This window comes from Providencia sp. PROV269, from assembly GCF_028477785.1.
GTDB lineage: Bacteria > Pseudomonadota > Gammaproteobacteria > Enterobacterales > Enterobacteriaceae > Providencia > Providencia rettgeri.
The window spans coordinates 106,624-130,581 of record NZ_JAMPLV010000001.1 but is presented as its reverse complement, the minus strand read 5'-3'; the positions used below and the strand labels follow the sequence as shown (position 1 = coordinate 130,581).

The window sequence follows — 23,958 nt, the reverse complement described above, 5'->3', positions numbered from 1 at the left end:
CGTAAAAACCAAATTTTTATGCAGAAATTATTGCATAAATATGCTCGTAGGATTAATATCGCAGGTAGTGAAATAAGATATTATTGGTACACATGAGCATTCAATTAAAAAACATCAACTGTTTCTATGGTTCCCATCAGGCACTCTTTGATATCAATCTAGAGTGTTCTGCTGGTGAGACTATGGTATTACTCGGGCCAAGCGGAGCAGGTAAAAGCTCGTTGTTGCGTGTCCTCAATTTATTAGAAATGCCACGTTCAGGCCACTTAAATATTGTGGGTCAGCAATTTGACTTTTCTTCTGCTCCAGATGCGAAAGCGATTCGTGAGCTGCGTCAAAATGTGGGAATGGTATTTCAACAATATAACCTATGGCCTCATTTGAGCGTTATGGACAACTTAATTGAAGCACCGTGTCGCGTGTTAAAATTGTCCAAGCAAGAAGCGCAAGCAAAAGCCTCTAAGTTATTAGAGCGCTTACGGTTGTCTCAATTTGCTGATCGCTACCCCTTACATTTATCGGGTGGCCAGCAACAGCGTGTTGCGATTGCTAGAGCATTGATGATGGAACCAAAAGTTTTATTATTTGATGAACCAACCGCTGCACTTGACCCAGAAATTACTGCGCAAGTTGTTGATATTATTCGAGAACTATCTGCAACTGGAATTACGCAAGTCATCGTTACTCACGAAGTGGAAATTGCTCGCAAAACCGCTAGCCGTGTAGTGTATATGGAAAATGGCCATATAGTAGAACAAGGGGATGCAAGCCATTTCACTGCACCTCAAACAGAAGCATTTGCAAATTATCTGTCACATTAATAGATATAGGATTAAGCAATGAAAAAAATTATATTAGCTGCACTACTGGGCGCTGTAACCCTATCTGCAACTGCTGCGGAAAAAGAAACCATCCGTTTTGCAACAGAAGCGACTTACGCACCTTTTGAAATGTTCGATAAGAATAACCAAATCGTTGGCTTTGACGTTGATTTAGCCAATGCCATGTGTGAAAAAATGAATGCAACTTGCACATTTACTCACCAATCTTTCGACAGCTTAATCCCTAGCTTAAAATTCCGTCGCTTTGAAGCATTAATGGCAGGTATCGATATTACCCCTGAGCGCCAACAGCAAGTGGATTTCACTGAGACTTACTACCCTAACTCAGCAGAGTTTATTGCTGTGAAAGAAAAAATCAGCTCAGTAGACCAATTAAAAGATAAAAAAATTGGTGTTCAAAACGGAACCACTCACCAAAAATATATCATGGAACAACATAAAGGTATGACAACCGTTCCTTATGATAACTACCAATCTGCTATTTTAGACCTGCAAAATGGCCGTATCGATGCCGTCTTCGGTGATACCGCAGTTGCTGACGAGTGGTTAAAAGCTAAAGGTAACGAAAACTTAGCCGCTGTAGGTGAAAAAGTGACTGATCCACAATATTTCGGTATTGGTTTAGGCATTGCAGTGCGTAAAGGAAATAAAGAGCTGTTGGATAAAATGAATAAAGCCTTAGCTGAAGTTAAAGCAGACGGCACTTATGATGCTATCCACAAAAAATGGTTTCAACAGTAATTGATATAATTAATGAGCAACTTTCTATTTTTAACAAGTGCCGCCGGTATCACCGTCGGCCTTGCTGTTTCTGCACTGGTTTTGGGGCTGATCCTCGCCATGTTATTTACTGCGTGGGAGTCCGTCCGTTTTAAACCTATTGCCTTTTTAGGGACTTGCTGGGTTACTTTGATCCGCGGTCTGCCTGAATTATTGGTCGTGTTGTTTGTTTATTTCGGTACATTACAACTGATCAATTTGTTTGGTGATGGGTTCGATATAAACCTCGGTTTTTGGCAAACCACTATCCAAATTGACCCCAGCATTTTCTTTGCTGATAGCGGTGAATTTGATTACACCCCATTTGTCTGTGGTGTCATTGCCCTCGCCTTGTTGTATGCATCTTATGCATCACAAACATTAAGAGGGGCTTTAAAAGCAGTACCTTATGGTCAGTGGGAAGCTGGTTTTGCATTAGGTTTAAACAAACGCACTATTTTCTTTCGGTTCATTATGCCGCAAATGTGGCGCCATGCGCTTCCTGGCTTAGGTAACCAATGGCTTGTATTATTAAAAGATACTGCGTTAGTTTCACTCATCAGTGTTAATGATTTAATGCTACAAACAAAAACAATCGTCAATAGAACTCACGAACCTTTCACATGGTACGCCATTGTAGGGTTGATTTACCTTGCCATTACGTTAGTCAGCCAAGTTATTTTAAAACGTATTGAATTGCGTACGACTCGCTTTGAGCGAGGTGAATCAAAATGATGGATTTAATTTTAGATATTCTTCCCGGGCTACCAACCAGCTTATCACTGACATTTAGTGCTCTTATTGTAGCTTTTATCTTAGCGATATTATTTACTTTAATTCTTTCACTTAAAACCCCCGTGGTTTCTCAAGCAGTTAAAGTCTATATCACGCTTTTCACTGGTACGCCTTTATTGGTGCAGTTCTTCTTAATTTATAATGGTCCAAGCCAGTTTAAATCACTGCAGAATTACCCAATGCTATGGGAGTTTATCTCAACCCCTTGGGTATGCGCCATGATAGCATTGGCACTAAATAGTGCAGCGTATTCTACTTTGTTATTCCACGGTGCAGTTAAAGCTATTCCGTCAGGCCAATGGCAATCGTGCCAAGCCCTCGGGATGAGCAAAATGCAAACCATGCGTATTATTTTGCCTTATGCCTTTAAGCGTTCGTTATCGTCTTATTCCAATGAAGTTGTCCTGATTTTCAAAAGTACTTCACTTGCCAGTACGATTACAATGCTAGATGTTATGGGTTACAGCCAACTGATCTTTGGTCAAAGCTGGAATGTGATGGCGTTTGTTGCTGCGGGAATTATTTATTTAGTGGTCAATGCAATTTTGACCGTTCTAATGCGTTTAATTGAACGCAAAGCGCTGGAATTTGAGCACAGAGGCTAGTCCTTCTTTCTCGCCGACAAGTAAAAAAAGCTTGGTATTATGCCAAGCTTTTTTTATTCGCTCAATCGGATTTTTAAAGAGTACTTTATTTGTAATATGTAATAATTAAACTAATTAAATAGATATGATTAATGAGTTTATTATGAAAAAAATTCAATTTGATATTCCTTTTGAGCAAGAAAAACTACTTACATACTTTAATAAAAAAGAAAATGACTCCCTAAGAAAAAAACTCACCCAAGTCAGAAACACCTCTAACGCTAGCAATGGGATTTGCCATGGTCTATCAAACCTATACCTTCTTAATGAAAACAAAAATGAAGGGGATAAATTAATTGAATCGATGGGAGCTGCTTTAAAATCTATAAAATCCCAAAGTGATCGTTTAAGAAATAAAAAACAAAATGATGTTGAAATAAGTTTATTAAATAAACAAATAGTCAATGGCCTGAATATTCAGATTAGCTATGAACGCGCATATGATTTCAATAAAATCGCACACAAAATAGACTCATTACTCATTGATAAAAAAAAGAATAAATCATCATTCATCAATAAAAATACAGATATTAAAATTGATAAAAACTTAATATCGTTAGAAAACAAGGAAAAGGGGCGTAATATAAGAAATCTATACGATATAACCCATCTACTAAAGAAAAACATATCTCATGTCAATAAAAATGTAAGTTACTTAGATAATAAATATGAAATTATAGATTTGATTACCTTTTACTATAATTTAGTTAGAAAAAACAAAGAGGATTCAATAGAAATTTACTATTGCCATGAAATATTGAATGAGACAATAAAAAATAAAATAATATCTGACTTGCCATTAGATGATGAAGAAATTAAAATTTTTCTAGCTAATGCTTTCGGGTTTATATCTAAGCTAGAAATGTATAAAAATACTGCTAAAAATATAAATTTTGGGTTAATCAATGATATAAGCCTACCTATTTGTGACTATACAAACTTACAAATAAATAAAAACCAATCAACTATTGAAAATCTAAAAGCTGAAATAGAGAATAAATTAAAATCTAACAATGATTACTATTCATTGATTTCTTATGATGGTCATTGCATGGCAATTTCAATTAAATTCGATAAAAACAATCATATATATAAGTTTTTTGACCCTAACAGAGGTATAAAAAAATATGATAACGAAAATGATTTTTTTGAAAACTTAAAATATTTGCTCTCCTATCATAGTGATAAACCTATACCGAATCACATAGATGAATTTAAGTTTAGAGTATTATCTATGGATTCATTCCTGCTAAAAAATTAAATTAATTACCCAAATGATATAACGAATATTGTATTGTCGGTTTTGTACAGTAAAGCCCATCACATAGCTTTTACTGTGCAATACGCTTTAACAACGTCAGCACTTCAAAGTGTGCTGTATGAGGAAATAAGTCGAATAACTGGACTTTACAGACTTGATAGCCAGCCAACAGTTGTAAATCTTGCGCCATGGTTTGTGCGTTGCAGCTAGAGTATAGAATATATTCAGGCTGCATATGCGTAAGGTAATCGCATAACTCTTTACCAATTCCTCGGCGTGGCGGATTGACTAAAATAAGCTGAGGGATATCCTGATTCGCCGTGGCAAAACGCGTTGAATCAAGGGCTTTAAACTCAACATGCTTTAATCCAAGTTCATCCGCGGATTGCTGTGCGCTGGCAATCGCTGGCGCACTAATTTCTATCCCTGTTAAGCGAGTGTCTTTTTCAGCACAGTGCAACCCAAAGCCGCCCACCCCACAAAACAGATCCCACAAGCTATCGATATCTAACGCTTTAACCCATTCCCTCGCGGTTTGGTATAATTTTGCAGCCACTATAGGATTCGTTTGGAAAAAACCTTGTGGCCGAATAAATAAAGGGACTTGATTAAACTCTTCACGAAGTGTGCGCTGCTCCGTTAAGAAAATCTCATCCTCACCTTCAAGTATTGCCATATGCACTGGTTGAATATTGGCGGTGATCACCGCAAGCAGTGGCAACTGTTCTTGTAGCCATGGCAGTGCCTTTTTTAACTGCTCAATTTTTTTCTCTGAGCGCAACACAAACCGCAGCATAAATTTCCCAGTATGATGACTTTGAGTCAATAATAGGTATTTTAACTCACCACGTTTGCGTTCAATGTTATAAGGCGTCAGCCCTGCCCTTGCAATAAAAGGAATAATGGCACTAAACACATCAGAAAAGGCATCTGGATACAACGGGCAGTCCGTTAAATCTACACCTTGCCCATCTCGCCCAACAATACCTAAAATTGGCTTCTCAACACTACCACTAACGACCATTTTAGCTTTATTGCGAAAAGCCGTTTGCGGCCCTGTAACTGGAGGCTGAAATAGGGAGGTATCAATAGCAGGTAAAAGAGCCTGTAGTTGGCTCTGCTTTTCAATAATTTGCTGTTCAGGAGTTAGTGTCAGCCATTGGCATGAATGGCATTGCCCAGTGGCATACTTTTCACAATGCATAACAAAGACTTAGTGGAGTATTATCGAGGGTTTGTCGTCAAGAGAATGCTCTGAGTCTTCATCAGAATTGTCATCGTCTTCACCGAAATCATCTTGATTCGCATAGAGCAAGTTATTGCTAAAGATTTCAAATACAATGGCAGAAATTTGTTCCTCTGCTTGCTGTAAAAAATGGCCGAATTGACGATACGTCATCCCTGCTGCTAATGAAAATGATTGGCTAACAATCAATTTAGGCAAGTTTTCATTATTTATTTCCAGGAAAACTTTTGCCGTTAATGAGCTGGCATTAATTTGGCTGATATTCGCCACTAACGTCACAATCGCTGTCGGTTTGAGCTCAGCTAATGCAGACAACACCAAAACATTATTTAAAATATCGAGCTTCGCATCAAAAATACCATCAATATTTTGCATATGGGGTAAATGTAATGCAGAGCAGGAATCACACTCGAAATAAGAGGTTTTGAGTTGGTCTAGCCATTCACGTAACTTAGTGATGTCAGGGTAACAAATAGAATCCATGGGCAGTAACCTTCTTCAACTCAAAATAGTCGTGCAATATCGATTTGTTAGGGTTTCGGCACATCTTCCCCCTAACGAAAAAACGAATAATTCTCACATATTGTAGGCCGAAACACCAGTAAAACCGCGTTTAATCTATTTATTCATCAGGTTTATTATCTGTAGAGTCCGACTTTTTAGAGGCTTTCTTTTCTGGTTGTTTATTATCTATCCCCAAAAAACTCAGGCCATGAATTGCCCGCCAGACAATATTGATCATTGCAGGCACCAAACAACCAATACCGACCATAATAATGCTGACGATCGCTCCTGACTGCATTAAAGGCTCCGGCAGAGTGATATAGTCATTTAATGCCAACAACACAATTATAAGCAGAATGATCCCGACACCTTCTAACACGATAATGGGCTTTGGCATATCCGCCAATGAACGCATCGTCCCTTTAGACTGAGGTTTATTACTCATTCTTCTTCTCCTCTCATTATTGTGTCTCTTCCTCAAACTGAGGATTATATGCCATACCTATAGGTATAACAGGAAAATTCGACTTTTATTTCATAATTTATGTAGGCATAGTATTGAGCATTGTAATTAGAATCTGAGTTCAAGATAAAAAGGAGATACTATGTATACTGTTATTTTTGGTCGTCCTGGCTGCCCATACTGCGTTCGTGCAAAAGAACTCGCTGAAAAACTGAAAAATGAACGTGAAGATTTTGACTACCGCTATGTTGATATTCAAGCAGAAGGTATTTCTAAAGAAGATTTATCTAAAACTGTCGGCAAACCTGTTGAAACCGTTCCACAAATTTTCATTGATGAGCAACACATTGGTGGGTACACAGATTTTGAAGCTTACGCAAAAGAAAATTTAAATCTTTACAAATAGTTAGCCATACCTGTTTTTCATCTCAACAAGCAAAGTTGTTCACTTATTTATCGGTGCTGACACTTTGCTTGTTCTTTTTGTGCTATTTAAGCCAAATTTAATAAAAATATTGCACTTTTTTTCATCTAAGTGAGAACTTTCTTTTTTAGACGGAGTCTTAATTAATGCCACTGCTTTTCTTTGATGTCCCCATATTGAGGAGCCCGATAGCCAACTTTTTGTTTTCCTGCTATCGGGTTTTTTGTTTTTAACGGCTGAGTTCACCCTGTAATGTAATGATTAACCTACGTTTTCCACCATAATTTCGGTGCTCACATAAATAAATCCCCTGCCACGTCCCCAAGTTTAAACGCCCTTTAGTAATCGGAATAGTCAAACTTGCACCCAATAAACTGCTTTTTAGGTGAGCTGGCATATCATCACTTCCTTCATAATCATGTTTATAATAAGGCTCATTTTCAGGAACGGCCTGATTAAAAAAACTTTCGAAGTCTTCTCTGACAGTGTAATCCGCATTTTCATTTATCGTTAAAGATGCCGATGTATGTTGAATAAAAATATTGGCTAAACCAACATTGATTAAGCTAAGTTCGGGAAGTTGCTTGAAAATTTCTTCTGTCACTAAATGAAATCCTCTTGCTTTTGGGCTAAGTTGTATCTCTTTTTGCCACCACATCACTTTTTCTTCCTTTTACTTTTCTATGTCTGTTACTGCACTAAATAATTATTGAGTAATAGTTAAACCGCAAGTAAATTTGTCGCACAAAGCTTTCAATAATAAGACAAAGGGACTTTACCTGCGAGGTAAGACACTTTAACCTCCTCTCTTTATGTATCTACCCTGTCTTACTCACTATTTGCCCGAGGTACTGAACTGTGCTGGAACAACTGAATCTTGATCTTTTCAATTTGATCAATGCCACACCCGAGACCGCAAGTGGAACCATTGCTGTAGCTAACGTGATTGCTAAGCGCTTAATCCTCTTATTTCCACTTTTTACGGTTGCCTGTTGGTTTTGGGGCGCCCAGCCAAATATGACTCGCCAACGTGCCTTTGCCTGTAAAGCCGCTATTGCTATCGTCATTGGTTTAACTATCTCATGGTTAATTGGTTATTTTGCTCCACATGACCGCCCATTTGTCATGGGGATTGGCACCAATTTTTCTGAGCATAAAGCCACACCTTCCTTCCCGAGTAATCATGGCACAATTGTGTTTACATTCGCTTTCGCATTTCTTTTCTGGCTAAGAACTTGGGTAGGGCTTGTAATGATGATCCCTGCCATTGTTATTGCCTGGTCACGAATTTACCTCGGTGTTCATTGGCCTTTAGATATGGCTGGTGCTTTCATACTTGCAATGGTGGCATGCGGCTTAGCTCAAATTCTCTGGTCTCTTGGTGCGAATAAAATTCAATTACCTATCACGCAACTATATAGCTTTATTTTTGCTCCTCTTATTCGTAAAGGCTGGTTTCAGCCATAACAACGTATATTCAAATACTGGCATTAATTAATGCCAGTATTCTTCGCATTATAAAAATTGCGCTAAATCAAAGTTTCTGTTTATTTTCACTTTCATCATTAAAACTTTTTTGAAGTTATCAATAAAATTATTAAAACAATTAATTAACAAATATTTCGTTACCTTTTTCAATTATTTTTTTCGTTGCGAAAAAAGTGACAAAAATAGGTCTGAGAAAAACGTAAAATAATTAATGTATAGTTCTATTCTCTCCAGTTTTTAAACTAATTAATCACGCAATAAACCAATCAGCAAATAAAAAATATCCCGTTGTTTTTCATATAAATACAAAAATACACAGCCTAGAAAATCGTACTACCATTACAGTACAGTTCAATATTCACATTGATATAGATGATATTTTAGCCAGCTATATTTCGATCATTAATATAATAATATTTTTCTAACAGAATATTATTCTGTTCATATTTCAGCAAAGCAAAACTTATTTACTCAGTATTTAATTGCTAACAAAAATAAACTTAACACAAATTTATTTAACAATTTTATAAAATATGATTATTTTGCGCAATTTTGGGGGATATTTCTCTTTTGAGATAATGATCACGGCATTTTATTCTGGTAAAATATAAATTCACACACTCAAAATCCACTGTTAAAATTAAATGATAAAAATACAAAACTGATTGAAAATCAATTTACCGTAAATTTTAGTTTTATTTCCAATCAGATTGTTACGCAAAAGAAAACAATTGTTATTGAGTAATTGTTCGTACCTAAAGATTAAAAGTTCGTAACGCAATTGCCGTTACGCTAAATGATTTTTTTGACTTATATTTTCGGAGACTATTATGGATGCAACAAAAGTTGGTTCCATCGACAAAACAGCCTCGCAAACAGTAACGAGTAATGCTTGGCGCAAAACTGACACAGTATGGATGCTGGGTTTATATGGTACAGCTATCGGTGCTGGGGTGCTGTTTTTGCCAATCAACGCAGGTATGAGTGGTTTATTACCTGTTTTACTGATGCTGGTATTAGCCTTCCCAATGACATTTTTTGCTCACCGTGGGTTAACACGCTTCGTTCTCTCTGGTTCAAAACCTGACGGTGATATTACTGAAGTCGTCGAGGAACACTTTGGTCGCACAGCGGGTAACTGGATCACACTACTCTACTTCTTTGCTATTTACCCTATTCTTCTTGTCTATGGTGTTTCCATCACCAATAACGTCAATAAATTCTTAACCGAATTATTAGGCGTTGGGGCACCACCACGCTGGTTACTTGCCTTAATTCTTGTCGGCGGAGTCATGGCGATTGTGGCATTTGGTGAAAAATACATCGTCAAAGTCATGAGTATGTTAGTGTTTCCATTTATCGCCGTACTGGTTGCATTCTCACTGTATATGATCCCACATTGGTCTGGTGATGTACTAAATACCTTAACTTGGGAAGGTATCACTGAGGCAACAAAAAATACGGGTGGGCAAAGTATTTGGGTCACTATTTGGCTGACAATCCCTGTGATGGTATTCGCATTTAACCACTCACCAATTATTTCTGCTTTCTCTGTGGCAAAACGTGAAGAATACGGTGATGCCGCTGAACAAAAATGCTCACGGATCCTTGCCTCCGCGCACATTTTGATGGTGCTGACCGTCATGTTCTTCGTGATCAGCTGTGTATTTACCTTATCTTCAGCGGATCTCGCACAAGCTAAAGCACAAAATATTAGTATCCTTGACTACTTGTCTGGCTATTTTGACCAGCCATTCATCAAATATGCTGCTGCAATCATTGCATTTATCGCAATTATTAAATCTTTCCTCGGCCACTATTTAGGTGCTCGTGAAGGTTTCAATGGCTTAGTTGAACGTGCTTACCGTGCAAAAGGTAAAACCATTGATGTTCGCAAGTTAAACCGCGGTACTGCAATTTTCATGTTAGTCACCACTTGGCTAGTGGCAACATTAAACCCGGGTGTATTGGATATTATTGAAAGCCTCGGTGGCCCAGTTATCGCTATCTTACTGTTCTTAATGCCAATGTATGCAATTAGCAAAGTACCTGCGATGCGTAAATACTCAGGTAAAATCAGTAATGTATTTATCGTAATTATGGGTCTGGTCGCTATCTCTGCGGCAACATATAAGTTATTCTTCTAATTGAAGCCACTAGGTAGCGACCAGTAATGGAAGCTACCTAATTTCAATGACTTTCTACAAAAGGAAGCACTGAATATGATTAGTGTATTTGATATCTTCAAAATTGGTATCGGCCCTTCAAGCTCCCATACTGTCGGCCCAATGAAAGCAGGCAAACAGTTTGTTGACGACCTTATCCAGCAAGAATTACTCACTCGCACGACACGAATTTCAGTAGACGTCTATGGCTCACTCTCTTTGACGGGTAAAGGCCATGCAACGGATATGGCGATTATTATGGGCCTTGCAGGTAACTTACCAGACACCATTGATATTGACGCTATTCCTGCTTTTATGCGTAATGTAGAGCAAACTGAAAGGCTCTCCCTTGCACACGGGCAACATGAAGTTGATTTTCCTACTGAAGGTGGCATGAATTTTCATACTACCAACCTACCACTCCATGAAAATGGAATGAGTATTACGGCATTCAGTGGTGATGATGTTATTTACAGCAAAAATTACTATTCTATCGGTGGCGGTTTTATCGTCGATGAAGAGCACTTTGGCCAGTCTGATGAAAATGCAGTGCAAGTCCCTTACCCATTTAAATATGCGGCCGACCTGCAAAAACATTGTAAAGACACAGGTTTATCACTTTCCGCACTCGTGATGCAGAATGAATTAGCATTACGTAGTAAAGAAGAAATTCAGCAATACCTCTCGTCCGTCTGGGATGTCATGAAATCCGGTATTGAACGAGGGGTGACAACCGAAGGTTTACTACCCGGACCATTACGTGTACCGCGCCGAGCAGCCGCATTACGCCGTCAACTCGTGACAACGGATAACACCAATATGGACCCAATGGCCGTCATAGATTGGATCAATATGTATGCGCTTGCCGTTAACGAAGAAAATGCAGCGGGTGGTCGTGTTGTAACGGCACCAACGAATGGCGCATGTGGCATCATTCCTGCGGTATTAGCTTATTATGATAAGTTTATTCGCCCTGTGAATGAAAATTCCTATACCCGCTATTTTTTAGTTTCCGGTGTCATTGGTGCCTTATATAAAATGAATGCGTCAATTTCCGGCGCCGAAGTGGGTTGCCAAGGAGAAGTGGGTGTTGCTTGTTCAATGGCCGCCGCGGGACTCGCCGAATTAATGGGCGGTAGCCCTGAGCAAGTGTGTATCGCAGCAGAAATTGCCATGGAGCATAACTTAGGTCTCACCTGTGACCCTGTTGGAGGGCAAGTTCAAGTACCTTGTATTGAACGTAACGCCATCGCTTCCGTTAAAGCCGTGAATGCGGCACGCATGGCACTACGTCGCGTCAGTGACCCACGTGTTTGCCTCGATAAAGTCATTGAAACCATGTATGAAACTGGTAAAGATATTAACGCTAAGTATCGTGAAACGTCTCAAGGCGGCTTAGCGATTAAATTGGCTCACTGCGAATAGTATTGTTTATCTATCATCTCTATAAAAATGCCTGTATTAACAGGCATTTTTTTGTTCACATCATTTTCACTCAATCATTATTAACCGAAAATGGCACTCCACCAGCCACTAATGGTTTTCATGATATAATCCCAAATACGCCCAAAGAACCCCGCTTCTTCAACCGCATTTTTTGCGACTAAAGGGTGCTGTTCGACAACTTCATCATTAAGAATAAAGTTAATCGTTCCCACTGTTTGGTTCTTAGCAAGAGGCGCTTCAAGTGAATCGTTGGTGAGTTGAATATCCACTTTTAAGTTTTGCAATTGCCCTTTAGGAATAGTAATAGAAACATCATCGGCAACACCTAAATCAACTTCTGAAGTATCACCAAACCAGACACGCTGCTTTTTCAGTGTGGCATCAGCTTTAATTGGCGTGACAGTTTCAAAGAAACGGAAACCCCATGTCAGTAATTTTTCGCTTTCAGAAAAACGCACTCGGTCACTTGGTGCCCCCAACACAACTGAAATTAAACGCATATCACCTTCTGTTGCAGAGGCGACCAGATTATGACCTGCACCACTCGTGTGCCCAGTTTTTACACCATCCACCTTTAAATTTTGGTTCCATAACAAACGATTACGGTTTGGTTGACGAATTTTATTAAAGGTAAATTCCTTTTCCTTGTGCAGTGCGTATTCATCCGGTACATCACGGATCATCGCTTGGGTTAACAATGCCATATCCCGTGCCGTGCTGTATTGCCCTTCAGAATCGAGACCATGAACCGTTTTAAAGTGAGTATTTTTCAAACCAATCTTTTGCACGTATTGATTCATTAAGCTCACAAATGAGTCTTGGCTACCAGCAACATAATCAGCAAGCGCGATACTGGCATCGTTTCCTGACTGGATCACAATCCCTTTATTTAAATCTAATACAGAAACGCGGTCTTTTGGCTTCAAAAACATCAAAGAAGAGCCTTTCAAAACAGGATTACCCGTCGCCCATGCATCTTCCCCTACCGTGACCATGTCTTGTGGGGTAATTTTCCCTGCATTTACTGCCTGACCAATCACATAGCTGGTCATAATTTTGGTTAAACTTGCGGGGTCTAAGCGTTCATCTGGATTCCCAGAAGCTAAAATTTTACCGCTATTATAATCCATCAGAACAAATGCTTTTGCATCGACTTGAGGAGCAACCGGTGTCTGCGCCGCATAAGCACTGGTACTTACGACAACCAAAAGACTCAACCCAATACCTGCTCGGCGGGTTTTTAAAGACAATATTTTCTTACTCATCGGTTATTCCTTCACTTAATTCTATACATTTAAAATACGGTCATTGACTCAGCGTCACTAAACGAGAACCCATCGCCGTGACAAAATTCGATAACTGGACCTAATATAAGACTTTAATTTCACAGAGGCCACCGCTAACAAATAAACATTTGCCTAAGAGTGAATTTAATCTATCTTAACCATGGCCGATACCAAAAAATCAATTTAGGAGACTGCAATGTTAACTGTTTGGGGACGCGTCAACTCTTCCAATGTCAAAAAAGTACTTTGGTGCTTAGAAGAATTAAATATCGCTTACAATCAAAAAGATGTGGGTGGCCCATTTGGTGGACTAGATACACCTGAATATATAAAAATGAATCCAAACAGCACTATTCCAACTCTACAGGATGATGACTTTGCGCTGTGGGAATCAAATACGATTTTACGTTACCTTACGGAAAAATTTGATCATTCTCACTTATTACTCGCACAAGACTTACAAGAGAGAGCTGCCGCCGATAAATGGATGGATTGGAGTGGTGCTAATTTATTCGGCCACATTAAGCAAATGATGAACAAAATTGTTCGTGTTCCTGAAGCGGATAGAGACCCGGAACAAGCTAAAATTATATATGGCAATATTAATCGATTACTCACAATTGCTGATAATACATTAGCCAACCAAGCCTATTTCAGTGGTGATAAATTTGGTATCGCAGACATTGCTATCGCGCCACTATTTTACCCTTGGCATGAAATTGTGACTGAACGCCCTGAATTTAACAATTTGGAACGCTGGTATCAGCAGCTGACCACGCGTCCTGCGTTCCAAAAAATTGTCATGATCCCAATTAAGTAATCACAAGGTCATACTCATCAAACTTGGGTTTGGGTACTGGTATTCAAACTCAAGTTCTTGGCAAATTTTATTACCGTTAATGACTTTCCCCTCTAATGCATTCTCCTCTTCAATAAATTGTGGTGGAACTAAACCAATAGATTGAGCGGCATGAGTATAAAATTCAGCTCGTGTCGGGTGAATTGGCGCACAAAGGTTATAAATATGCCCTCCCTGTGGCTGCTGGAGCAATAATAAAATGGCGTCAATTACATCGTCTTGATGCACCATATTGACAGGCTGATTTGCCCCCTTCACTCCGGTTTTACCTGCTAAAAAACGCCCTGCATGTCGTTTTTCCCCGACTAATCCAGCTAATCGCAGAATATCTACCGATATGTTCGGTAATTGATGCAACCACTGTTCTGTCGCCACTAAAGCTTTAGCTGAATCCGTCACTCCATCCAATGGGCTATCTTCGGTCATTTCACCATTTTGCTCCCCATAAACCGCAGTAGATGACGTGAAAATAACTTTGGGTACCTGAAATGCTATTGCGCTATTCACCAGTGTTTCAATCGCTGCCATATAGTATTCGGTATTAATTTTAGAAGGGGGAAGCAAGATGACGATAGCATCGCTTTGCATCATCAATTGCGCTAAATCATCGTTATCACATTCAAGTTCAGGGGTTAATTTCAATGCATAACACTCAATTCCTACCGCTTGAGCGGCTTCAATACCATCTGGTGTTGTTTTAGTTCCAACCACATGAATGCCTTGGGACAATAAAGCTTGGGCAAGGGGCAACCCTACCCACCCTAATCCAATAATGGTGATTTTCTTCATTCGATAACTCCTCAATCGACCAACTGACTGAAATTAATCACAGAGTAGCTGAAAACCATAAAACTTCCGAACACAATTTCTGAGAGATTAATCACTATAAAAGCGCATCAACTAATTATTATTGGTTATTTTTTAAAAAAAGGTTGCATTCATAGGGGGAAATCGGATAGGTTAAATACCAATGAGTATTTAGTTAACACAATGAATGTTTAGTCATTCACTTAAATAACAGAACGGAAGACATTATGAATCGTATTTCACGCAACCATCATCATCACCATCATCCTGACTAGTCTTTCGGGCGATGTGTGCTGGAAGACGTTCAACGAATCTTCCGGTGGCTGAAATGCAAATTGAGAGAACCCTCGGAAGATAATCTTCCGAGGGTTTTTTTATTCTTGAACAAAGAGTTACTAAACAAAAAATTTTAAAGGGATAAGGGTAAAGTCATGTTGGATAAATCACGTTTACGTATTGCAATTCAAAAATCAGGTCGTCTGAGTGAAGAATCAAGAGAACTACTGGCTCGCTGCGGCATCAAAATCAACTTACAACAACAACGTTTGATTGCTTATGCAGAAAATATGCCTATTGATTTACTTCGTGTTCGTGATGACGATATTCCAGGACTGGTCATGGATGGCGTTGTTGATTTAGGGATCATTGGTGAAAACGTTCTTGAAGAAGAGTTATTAAACCGCCGCGCGCAAGGCGAAAACCCACAATACAAAACACTGCGCCGCCTCGATTTTGGTGGCTGTCGCTTGTCATTAGCGGCGCCATTGGACTTTAACTACACGGGTGCAGAATGCCTGAATGGTTCACGTGTTGCGACTTCTTATCCACACTTGTTAAAACGCTATTTCGACCAAAAAGGCATTCAGTTTAAATCATGTCTGTTAAATGGTTCGGTTGAAGTTGCCCCGCGTGCTGGGCTTGCGGATGCGATTTGTGACCTTGTTTCTACTGGCGCCACATTAGAAGCAAACGGCCTAAAAGAAGTGGAAGTCATTTACCGTTCGAAAGCATGTTTAATTCAACGTGACGGTGAAATGTCAGCTGATAAACAACAGCTTATCGACCGTATGATGACCCGTATCCAAGGTGTTATCCAAGCGCGCGAATCTAAATACATCATGTTACACGCGCCAAGTGAAACACTAGAAGAAATCATTGCCTTATTACCAGGTGCTGAACGCCCAACTATTTTACCATTAGCCGGTGACAACAACCGCGTTGCCATGCACATGGTCAGCTCAGAAACCTTGTTCTGGGAAACCATGGAAAAACTCAAGGCATTAGGGGCAAGCTCAATCCTTGTATTACCAATTGAAAAAATGATGGAGTAAGCCGCCATGAAAATGGGATTTAACCAACCTGTTCGCTGGTCGGCTTGTAATCAAGAGCAACAAAGTGCTTTACTGATGCGCCCCGCAATTGCGGCCTCTGGCAGCATTAGTACTGCGGTGAGCCAAATTATTGAGCAAGTCCGTAACGAGGGCGACACCGCCCTCCAAGCACTAAGCCGTCGTTTCGATAAAACTGAAATCGACACAGTGCGAGTACCTGCAAATGCCGTTGACGCGGCAGAGGCTCGTCTTGGCGATGAAATCAAAACAGCAATGAAAACCGCCATTGGCAACATTCGTCGTTTTCACGAAGCCCAAAAACCTACTCCGATTACAGTGGAAACACAGGCAGGCGTAGTATGTCAACAGGTCACACGCCCAATAGATGCAGTCGGTTTATATATTCCGGGGGGTTCTGCTCCCTTGTTATCAACAGTCATGATGTTAGGAACTCCGGCGAATATCGCAGGCTGTCGCAAAATCATTTTGTGTTCTCCCCCACCTATTGCCGATGAAATTTTGTATGCAGCGAAACTGTGCGGCATCAGCGATATTTTCCAAGTAGGTGGCGCGCAAGCGATTGCAGCAATGGCATTTGGCACCCAAAGCATTCCTACGGTTGATAAAATATTTGGCCCCGGTAATGCCTATGTCACTGAGGCAAAACGCCAAGTGAGTCAAAGCCATGATGGAGCCGCCATTGATATGCCTGCGGGGCCTTCTGAAGTGTTAGTGATTGCGGATAGCGGAGCAAATCCAGCGTTCACCGCATCTGATTTACTATCACAAGCGGAACATGGCCCTGATTCACAAGTCATTTTATTAACTGACGATGAAAACTTTGCCCAGCGTGTGATTGAAGAAACAGAAACACAATTAGCGCAACTTTCTCGTGCCGAAATTGCCAGAGAAGCACTAAGTGCCAGCCGTGTCATTATTGCTGATTCGATCGAACAATGCGTCGAAATTAGCAATCGCTATGGACCTGAGCACTTGATTTTACAAACACGCAATGCCGATGACCTAGTCGATTCTATCACTAGCGCAGGCTCCGTGTTTGTCGGAGACTGGTCACCCGAATCTGCAGGAGACTACGCTTCAGGCACCAATCACGTATTACCGACTTACGGCTATACTGCAACCTATTCAAGCCTTGGCCTCGCTGACTTTATGAAGCGAATGACGGTGCAAAAACTGTCGCAGCAAGGCTTATTAGGCTTAGCCAACACCATCGAAACTTTAGCGCAAGCAGAGCAACTCACCGCTCACAAAAATGCCGTTACCTTACGCGTTAACGAACTAAAAAAACAAAATCAGGAGTAAGTCATGAGCCAACCATTTAATGCCGCCAGTCTTGCACGTGAAAATGTTAAAACCATGACCCCTTATATGTCGGCGCGCCGCTTAGGGGGAAATGGAGATGTTTGGCTCAATGCCAATGAATACCCAATTGCACCTGATTACCAATTCAGTGAACGTAACCTGAACCGTTACCCTGAATGCCAACCTGTTGCCGTGATCAATAACTATGCGGCTTATGCGCAAATCACACCAGAACAAGTACTGGTTTGCCGTGGGGCCGATGAGTCTATCGAATTATTGATCCGCGCATTTTGTGAGCCGGGTAAAGATGCGGTGATGTTCTGCCCACCAACCTATGGCATGTACAGCGTCAGTGCAGAAACCTTTGGCGTTGAACAAAAGAAAATCATGGCGCTGCCTGACTGGGCATTAAACGTTAACGCGATCCGTGAAAATTTATCTAATACCAAACTGATTTATATTTGCAGCCCAAATAACCCAACGGGCAATATCATCGATAATAAAGATTTGCGTGAAGTGCTAAATATGGCAGCAGGCCGCGCATTAGTCGTTGTCGATGAAGCTTATATTGAGTTCTGTCCACAATACAGTGTGGCAAGCTGGCTTGCACAATACCCCAATTTGGTGATTTTAAGAACCTTATCTAAAGCCTTTGCATTAGCCGGTTTACGCTGTGGCTTTACCTTAGCTTCTCCTGAAGTGATTGAGGTGCTATTAAAGGTTATCGCCCCTTATCCTTTATCAACCCCTGTTGCGATGATTGCCGCTCAAGCCCTTGAACCACAAGGTATTGAAACAATGAAAAGCCGTGTAATAACGGTAACCGAAAACCGTATTGCACTCAGTGAAGCTCTGCGCGACTTGTCTGTGGTTGAACATGTTTATCCGAGTGAAACTAACTATATTTTGGTGCGTTTCACCGATGGCAGTAAAGTCTTTAAAGCCCTGTGGGATCAAGGCATTATTTTACGTGACCAAAGCAAACAGCCGGGTCTCATTAATTGCCTGCGTATTACTGTCGGGACAGAAATTGAAAATACCCGTGTTATTGAAGCTATTGCCGCACTTTGCTAATTAGGAATGACTCATGAGCCAGAAAATTTTATTTATCGACCGTGATGGAACATTAATTACCGAGCCGCCAACTGACTTCCAAGTTGATAGCTTAAGTAAACTCGCCTTTGAAAAAGCAGTCATTCCTAGCTTACTTGCCCTGCAAAAAGCCAATTATCGCTTAGTGATGATAACCAATCAAGACGGCTTAGGAACAGATAGCTTTCCGACCGCTGACTTTGAACCACCACACAACCTAATGATGCAACTTTTTGAATCACAAGGCATAAAATTTGATGACGTGCTGATTTGCCCACATAAGCCTGAAGATAACTGCGCTTGCCGTAAACCTAAACTTCAGTTGGTTGAGCGCTATTTAGATAGCAACGTGCTAGACAGTGAAAATAGCTATGTGATTGGTGACCGCGAAACGGACATTCAATTAGCTAAAAATATGGGTATTAAAGGGTTACGTTATAACCCAATGGAACTAGACTGGGAAGCTATCACCACGCAGTTAACCAAACGCGACCGCCATGCGCTAGTCAAACGCGTGACAAAAGAAACTAATATCCAAGTCGAAGTGTGGCTAGACCAAGAAGGCGGCAGCAAAATTAGCACGGGTGTGGGCTTCTTTGACCACATGTTAGACCAAATCGCGACTCACGGCGGTTTCCGGTTAAACATTGAAGTCAATGGCGACTTATTTATTGATGACCACCACACTGTCGAAGACACGGGCCTTGCTTTAGGTGAAGCACTGAAAATCGCGCTTGGTGATAAACGCGGTATCGCACGTTTTGGTTTCGTTCTGCCAATGGACGAATGCCAAGCACGCTGTGCACTGGATATTTCAGGTCGCCCACACCTTGAATATAAAGCAGAATTCAAATACCAACGTGTCGGTGACTTAAGCACTGAAATGATTGAGCACTTCTTTAGCTCACTTTCCTATGCTATGGGTTGTACATTACACCTGAAAACCAAAGGGAAAAACGATCACCACAAAGCGGAAAGTTTATTTAAGGTCTTTGGCCGTACCTTGCGCCAAGCAATACGCGTTGAAGGGGATACGTTACCTAGCTCAAAAGGGGTTCTTTGATGAACGTTGTCATCCTTGATACTGGCTGTGCAAATTTAGCCTCCGTGGCTTATGCGGTGAAACGCCTAGGTTATGACCCTGTGGTGAGCCGGGATACCAATACCATTTTACAAGCCGACAAAGTCTTTTTACCGGGTGTCGGTACGGCTAGCGCGGCCATGGAAAAGCTCACTGAACGTGAATTAGTGCCGTTAATTAGAGCACTGACTCAACCCGTGTTAGGCATCTGTTTAGGTATGCAATTACTCGGTTCTTTCAGTGAAGAAGGTCAATCAACGGTGCCACTACTGGGGTTAATTGATAGCCCTGTACAAAAAATGGATGCCAATGGGCTTCCAGTTCCACATAGCGGCTGGAACCAAGTCAAAGCCCTAGCAGGGAACCCTTTGTTTAGGGATATCCCTGATAACGCCTATTTCTATTTTGTACACAGTTATTCGATGCCAATTTCCAGTAATACCATCGCACAAACTCAGTATGGCAACCCGTTTAGTAGCGCGGTGAATCGCGATAACTTCTACGGTGTCCAATTTCACCCAGAACGTTCTGGCACCGCAGGTTCACGCTTGATTCAAAACTTTTTGGAGATGTAATTACCATGATCATTCCCGCATTAGATTTAATCGATGGCACCGTAGTGCGATTGCACCAAGGGGATTACGCCAAGCAAACTGATTATGGCAATGACCCGCTCCCACGTTTGCAACAATATGAAAAAGAAGGGGCAAAGCTCCTACACTTAGTGGATTTAACGGGCGCCAAAGATCCACAAAAACGCCAGATTCCACTGCTCAAAAAATTATTGGCTGGCGTGAATGTTCCAGTACAAGTTGGTGGGGGTATTCGTACCGAAGAAGATATTAAGGCCTTACTGGAAGCCGGAGCGGCTCGTGTTGTCATTGGCTCAACTGCGGTGACCAAACCTGAATTGGTTAAAACATGGTTTGAAACCTATGGTGGGGAAGCCATTGTACTTGCGTTAGATGTACGCATTAATGACAAAGGCGTAAAAGAAATCGCCATTAGCGGCTGGCAAGAAAATTCAAATTTAACATTAGAACAAGCCATTGAAATATATCGTCCTTATGGCTTAAAACATGTCCTTTGCACCGATATTTCCAAAGATGGCACCTTAGCGGGTTCTAATGTGAATTTATACCAAGAAGTAAGCCCAAAATTCCCCGACATTGCCTTCCAAGCATCAGGGGGCATTGGCAATTTAGATGATATTGCGGCTATCCCGCCATCTGGTGCGGCTGGCGTGATTGTGGGTCGCGCATTATTAGAAGGTAAATTCACCGTTGCGGAGGCAATCAAATGTTGGCAAAACGCATAATTCCTTGCTTAGACGTCCGTGATGGGCAAGTGGTTAAAGGTGTCCAATTTCGTAATCACGAAATTATCGGTGATATTGTTCCATTAGCACAGCGTTATGCCCAAGAAGGTGCAGACGAACTGGTATTTTATGATATTACCGCCTCTTCTGATGGTCGAGTGGTAGATAAAAGCTGGGTTGCCAAAGTCGCTGAAGTGATTGATATTCCTTTTTGTGTTGCAGGTGGAATTAAAAGTGTCGATGATGCTGCACAAATTCTGTCTTTTGGCGCTGACAAAATTTCCATTAACTCCCCAGCATTATCCGACCCTACATTAATCAGCAGCTTAGCGGAGCGTTTTGGCGTACAATGCATCGTTGTGGGTATTGATACTTGGTTCGATGAAAGTACGGGTGAATATCTCGTTTACCAATTTACCGGTGATGAAAAACGTACCACACAAACTACGTGGAAAACCCTTGATTGGGTAAAAGAAGTTCAACAACGTGGCGCGGGTGAAATTGTGTTAAATATGATGAACCAAGATGGTGTTCGTCAAGGGTATGACCTACAGCAACTAAAAAAAGTTCGCGAAGTATGCCAAGTGCCATTGATTGCCTCAGGTGGTGCAGGCGAAAAAGTACATTTCCTTGATGCCTTCACTGACGCAGGCGTTGATGGTGCTTTAGCCGCTTCTGTATTTCATAAACAAATTATTAATATCGGTGACTTAAAACAATACCTAGCCGAAAATGGAGTTCAAATTAGAGTATGTTAACCACAGAACAATCTAGCCAGCTAGCATGGCAAAAAGTCGATAACCTAATGCCTGTTATCGTGCAACACGCTGTTTCAGGTGATGTGCTAATGCTTGGGTATATGAACCCAGAAGCATTACAAGTCACTTTAGATAGCCGTAAAGTCACCTTTTTCTCTCGCACAAAACAACGTTTGTGGACGAAAGGCGAAACCTCTAATAATTTTTTAAATTTAGTGGATATTTACCCAGATTGTGACAGTGATACGCTGCTAGCTCTCGCACTGCCAGATGGCCCAACTTGCCATAACGGTACACAAAGCTGCTTCGCACCAGCACAAAGCGACTGGGGCTTTTTATTTGAGTTAGAAACGTTACTAAAAGAACGCAAAACTGCCTCTCCTGAAAGCTCCTATACCGCACGTTTATACGCTAGCGGGACTAAACGCATTGCGCAAAAAGTCGGTGAAGAAGGTGTTGAAACTGCATTGGCAGCCACCGTGAATGACCGCGCAGAATTGACCAATGAAGCCGCTGATTTGATGTACCACTTATTAGTCTTACTACAAGACCAAGAGCTGGATTTAAGCACAATAATCAAACGGTTAAAAGAGCGTCATCAGTAAACAACAGGCTGCCAGTCTCACTGGCAGCTTTATCATAGATGCAAGATGTGTTCAATTTGCTCGTGACTGAATAAATACCCAAGAATATTAGTAATAACAGACACAAAATACATCTGATACTTATTTTTTAATATTTCACCTATTTTAACGCTTTAGCAGCCTTCGGCCCCAAGGTTGTATCTACTTCCAAACTTGTTATCATTCCCTGTTATTGATGTGGTTTTAAAGGGAAAAAAACAGTGTCTGAAAATTCTATTTTTATGCAACTCACACAATTACTTGATAAAAATAATGCCAAATATCGTGTGATGGAACATTCCACTGCGGGGAAATCAGAAGAAGTGGCAAAAATACGTGGCACGCAACTTGGGCAAGGGGCAAAAGGATTAGTATGCCATGTCAAAGGAAATGGTATACGCCAACACGTACTGGCAATTTTACCTGCCGATAAACAAGCTGATTTGAGTAAAATTGCCACAGCAATTGGCGGGACTCGTGCATCTTTAGCAAGCCCAAAAGAAGTCGATGAGCTCACTCAATGCGTATTTGGGGCTATTCCCCCCTTTAGCTTTCATCCCAATTTAAAATTAATTGCTGACCCGCTACTTTTTGAACGTTTTGAGGAACTCGCCTTTAATGCTGGTACATTAGAACGCTCTATTATTTTAAATACAGAAGATTATCAAAGAATAGCAGCGCCTAGTTTAGTTGAATTTATTCGCACAGAAGAAAATTAGTTATATGTAAAAAGGGAGATTCCACAGAATCCCCCTTAACCTTAATAAGAAAAGCTAGCTAATCAATCGCTGGTCATATTTCTGGCTGGCATTTTTTAATGCCACAAAATCGGAACCACAAATAAACCGCTTTAATGCGGTAAATTTTTCCTCCGGCCAATCATAGATTTTCAATGCTAATAGTTCAGTAATGACATCGTGTGAGAAGCGGTAGTTAATCGGCTTCGCTGGGTTTCCCCCAACGATAGAATAAGGCTCAACATCTTTGATCACTACACTATTAGCAGCAATTACAGCTCCTTCACCTATTTTAACTCCGGGCATGATAAAGGCACGCATGCCAACCCAGGCTCCGTCGCCAATCACTGTGTTGCCTTTTCCTACATAAGCTTCTTCAATATATTCAAGAAAAGGATATAAGCAAAACCAATCCATTCGGTGAGTATGGTTCCCTCCCATTAATATCACCGCTTCGCTACCAATACAGACATAATCACCGATATAAAGTTGATCAACATCCCATGCTAGCTGCCAGTCTCGGCTTTGTTCGTCACCTTGTAAATAGCGCACAACTGACTGCTCAAACCCGTTATCCCAACAGTCGCTGTAATAACTATGCTGACCTTTAATATGGATATTGGGATTTTGTACGACCTCATGAAGTAGTTCGTATTTTGACCAATGTTTTTGATTCATGGCACTAAACCTTTTAATTCGTTTATAT

General features: G+C 40.7%; 26 protein-coding genes and 1 other annotated feature. Of the genes, 19 read left to right on the top strand and 7 right to left on the bottom strand.

What is annotated here, in order from left to right; translation table 11 throughout:
* Positions 1 to 92 precede the first annotated feature (92 nt).
* From artP to PR683_RS00580, 5 genes are all read left to right on the top strand, one after another.
* Positions 93 to 821, top strand: a complete 729-nt coding sequence (gene artP / locus PR683_RS00600; protein WP_004256404.1) for an arginine ABC transporter ATP-binding protein ArtP — start codon at positions 93 to 95, stop codon at positions 819 to 821.
* An 18-nt stretch (positions 822 to 839) separates the two neighbouring features.
* Positions 840 to 1,583, top strand: a complete 744-nt coding sequence (gene artJ / locus PR683_RS00595; protein WP_004256405.1) for an arginine ABC transporter substrate-binding protein — start codon at positions 840 to 842, stop codon at positions 1,581 to 1,583.
* A gap of 12 nt (positions 1,584 to 1,595) precedes the next feature.
* Positions 1,596 to 2,336: an arginine ABC transporter permease ArtQ gene (gene artQ / locus PR683_RS00590; RefSeq protein ID WP_004909379.1), complete on the top strand. Its 741-nt coding sequence runs from the start codon at positions 1,596 to 1,598 to the stop codon at positions 2,334 to 2,336.
* On the top strand, positions 2,333 to 3,001 hold the full coding sequence (gene artM / locus PR683_RS00585; protein ID WP_004909376.1) for an arginine ABC transporter permease ArtM: 669 nt from the start codon (positions 2,333 to 2,335) through the stop codon (positions 2,999 to 3,001). The genes artQ and artM overlap by 4 nt, the downstream gene beginning before the upstream one ends.
* A gap of 142 nt (positions 3,002 to 3,143) precedes the next feature.
* Complete coding sequence (locus PR683_RS00580) at positions 3,144 to 4,301, top strand: hypothetical protein (RefSeq protein ID WP_196719745.1); 1,158 nt, start codon at positions 3,144 to 3,146, stop codon at positions 4,299 to 4,301.
* A gap of 70 nt (positions 4,302 to 4,371) precedes the next feature.
* Here PR683_RS00580 and rlmC read toward each other — a convergent pair whose 3' ends face one another.
* The 3 genes from rlmC to PR683_RS00565 form a co-directional block, all read right to left on the bottom strand.
* Positions 4,372 to 5,505, bottom strand: a complete 1,134-nt coding sequence (gene rlmC / locus PR683_RS00575; RefSeq protein ID WP_164529060.1) for a 23S rRNA (uracil(747)-C(5))-methyltransferase RlmC — start codon at positions 5,503 to 5,505, stop codon at positions 4,372 to 4,374.
* Positions 5,506 to 5,514: 9 nt separating this feature from the next.
* Positions 5,515 to 6,030 carry a YbjN domain-containing protein gene (locus PR683_RS00570; protein ID WP_109911013.1) on the bottom strand — a complete coding sequence of 172 codons (516 nt, stop codon included), beginning with the start codon at positions 6,028 to 6,030 and terminating at the stop codon, positions 5,515 to 5,517.
* Between the two features lie 139 nt (positions 6,031 to 6,169).
* Positions 6,170 to 6,496, bottom strand: coding sequence for a YbjC family protein (locus PR683_RS00565; RefSeq protein WP_109911012.1), 327 nt, complete (start codon positions 6,494 to 6,496; stop codon positions 6,170 to 6,172).
* Positions 6,497 to 6,656: 160 nt separating this feature from the next.
* Between PR683_RS00565 and PR683_RS00560 the strand changes: the two genes are divergently transcribed.
* Positions 6,657 to 6,920 (top strand): GrxA family glutaredoxin, encoded by a 264-nt coding sequence (locus PR683_RS00560; protein ID WP_004909359.1) that lies wholly within the window; start codon positions 6,657 to 6,659, stop codon positions 6,918 to 6,920.
* Positions 6,921 to 7,167: 247 nt separating this feature from the next.
* Here the strand turns inward: PR683_RS00560 and PR683_RS00555 are convergent, their stop codons facing one another.
* Positions 7,168 to 7,596 carry a secondary thiamine-phosphate synthase enzyme YjbQ gene (locus PR683_RS00555; protein ID WP_272581628.1) on the bottom strand — a complete coding sequence of 143 codons (429 nt, stop codon included), beginning with the start codon at positions 7,594 to 7,596 and terminating at the stop codon, positions 7,168 to 7,170.
* 200 nt (positions 7,597 to 7,796) lie between these two features.
* On the opposite strand from PR683_RS00555, the gene ybjG reads away from it, so the two are divergent.
* From ybjG to PR683_RS00540, 3 genes are all read left to right on the top strand, one after another.
* The gene (ybjG, locus tag PR683_RS00550; RefSeq protein ID WP_109911010.1) at positions 7,797 to 8,405 is read left to right on the top strand and encodes an undecaprenyl-diphosphate phosphatase; all 609 of its coding nucleotides are present in this window, start codon (positions 7,797 to 7,799) and stop codon (positions 8,403 to 8,405) included.
* Between the two features lie 851 nt (positions 8,406 to 9,256).
* Positions 9,257 to 10,573, top strand: a complete 1,317-nt coding sequence (locus PR683_RS00545) for a serine/threonine transporter (RefSeq protein ID WP_004909352.1) — start codon at positions 9,257 to 9,259, stop codon at positions 10,571 to 10,573.
* Between the two features lie 75 nt (positions 10,574 to 10,648).
* Complete coding sequence (locus PR683_RS00540) at positions 10,649 to 12,016, top strand: L-serine ammonia-lyase (RefSeq protein WP_109911009.1); 1,368 nt, start codon at positions 10,649 to 10,651, stop codon at positions 12,014 to 12,016.
* An 80-nt stretch (positions 12,017 to 12,096) separates the two neighbouring features.
* Here the strand turns inward: PR683_RS00540 and PR683_RS00535 are convergent, their stop codons facing one another.
* On the bottom strand, positions 12,097 to 13,302 hold the full coding sequence (locus PR683_RS00535) for a serine hydrolase (RefSeq protein WP_109911008.1): 1,206 nt from the start codon (positions 13,300 to 13,302) through the stop codon (positions 12,097 to 12,099).
* A gap of 217 nt (positions 13,303 to 13,519) precedes the next feature.
* Here PR683_RS00535 and PR683_RS00530 point away from each other — a divergent pair, with 217 nt between their 5' ends.
* A complete protein-coding gene (locus tag PR683_RS00530; RefSeq protein WP_109911007.1) occupies positions 13,520 to 14,143 on the top strand; it encodes a glutathione S-transferase family protein in 624 nt (207 codons plus the stop codon).
* Here the strand turns inward: PR683_RS00530 and PR683_RS00525 are convergent, their stop codons facing one another.
* Positions 14,144 to 14,971 (bottom strand): SDR family oxidoreductase, encoded by an 828-nt coding sequence (locus tag PR683_RS00525; protein WP_109911006.1) that lies wholly within the window; start codon positions 14,969 to 14,971, stop codon positions 14,144 to 14,146.
* Positions 14,972 to 15,239: 268 nt separating this feature from the next.
* Positions 15,240 to 15,367 (top strand) — a sequence feature (His leader region).
* Between the two features lie 53 nt (positions 15,368 to 15,420).
* On the opposite strand from PR683_RS00525, the gene hisG reads away from it, so the two are divergent.
* From hisG to PR683_RS00480, 9 genes are all read left to right on the top strand, one after another.
* The gene (gene hisG, locus PR683_RS00520) at positions 15,421 to 16,320 is read left to right on the top strand and encodes an ATP phosphoribosyltransferase (RefSeq protein ID WP_109911005.1); all 900 of its coding nucleotides are present in this window, start codon (positions 15,421 to 15,423) and stop codon (positions 16,318 to 16,320) included.
* Positions 16,321 to 16,326: 6 nt separating this feature from the next.
* Positions 16,327 to 17,643 carry a histidinol dehydrogenase gene (gene hisD, locus PR683_RS00515; protein ID WP_196719747.1) on the top strand — a complete coding sequence of 439 codons (1,317 nt, stop codon included), beginning with the start codon at positions 16,327 to 16,329 and terminating at the stop codon, positions 17,641 to 17,643.
* A gap of 3 nt (positions 17,644 to 17,646) precedes the next feature.
* Positions 17,647 to 18,717 carry a histidinol-phosphate transaminase gene (gene hisC, locus PR683_RS00510; RefSeq protein ID WP_004909336.1) on the top strand — a complete coding sequence of 357 codons (1,071 nt, stop codon included), beginning with the start codon at positions 17,647 to 17,649 and terminating at the stop codon, positions 18,715 to 18,717.
* Between the two features lie 13 nt (positions 18,718 to 18,730).
* Positions 18,731 to 19,798: a bifunctional histidinol-phosphatase/imidazoleglycerol-phosphate dehydratase HisB gene (hisB, locus tag PR683_RS00505; protein ID WP_272581617.1), complete on the top strand. Its 1,068-nt coding sequence runs from the start codon at positions 18,731 to 18,733 to the stop codon at positions 19,796 to 19,798.
* Positions 19,798 to 20,391 (top strand): imidazole glycerol phosphate synthase subunit HisH, encoded by a 594-nt coding sequence (hisH, locus tag PR683_RS00500; protein WP_004909333.1) that lies wholly within the window; start codon positions 19,798 to 19,800, stop codon positions 20,389 to 20,391. Before hisB ends, hisH begins: the two co-directional genes overlap by 1 nt.
* Before the next feature lie 5 nt (positions 20,392 to 20,396).
* Positions 20,397 to 21,134, top strand: coding sequence for a 1-(5-phosphoribosyl)-5-[(5-phosphoribosylamino)methylideneamino]imidazole-4-carboxamide isomerase (hisA, locus tag PR683_RS00495; RefSeq protein ID WP_272581616.1), 738 nt, complete (start codon positions 20,397 to 20,399; stop codon positions 21,132 to 21,134).
* Positions 21,116 to 21,892 (top strand): imidazole glycerol phosphate synthase subunit HisF, encoded by a 777-nt coding sequence (gene hisF / locus PR683_RS00490; RefSeq protein WP_117162165.1) that lies wholly within the window; start codon positions 21,116 to 21,118, stop codon positions 21,890 to 21,892. The genes hisA and hisF overlap by 19 nt, the downstream gene beginning before the upstream one ends.
* Complete coding sequence (gene hisIE, locus PR683_RS00485) at positions 21,886 to 22,497, top strand: bifunctional phosphoribosyl-AMP cyclohydrolase/phosphoribosyl-ATP diphosphatase HisIE (protein ID WP_004909325.1); 612 nt, start codon at positions 21,886 to 21,888, stop codon at positions 22,495 to 22,497. The genes hisF and hisIE overlap by 7 nt, the downstream gene beginning before the upstream one ends.
* Before the next feature lie 260 nt (positions 22,498 to 22,757).
* Complete coding sequence (locus PR683_RS00480) at positions 22,758 to 23,234, top strand: YbaK/prolyl-tRNA synthetase associated domain-containing protein (protein ID WP_109911324.1); 477 nt, start codon at positions 22,758 to 22,760, stop codon at positions 23,232 to 23,234.
* A 54-nt stretch (positions 23,235 to 23,288) separates the two neighbouring features.
* Here PR683_RS00480 and PR683_RS00475 read toward each other — a convergent pair whose 3' ends face one another.
* Positions 23,289 to 23,930 carry a CatB-related O-acetyltransferase gene (locus PR683_RS00475; RefSeq protein ID WP_272581615.1) on the bottom strand — a complete coding sequence of 214 codons (642 nt, stop codon included), beginning with the start codon at positions 23,928 to 23,930 and terminating at the stop codon, positions 23,289 to 23,291.
* Positions 23,931 to 23,958: the final 28 nt, after the last annotated feature.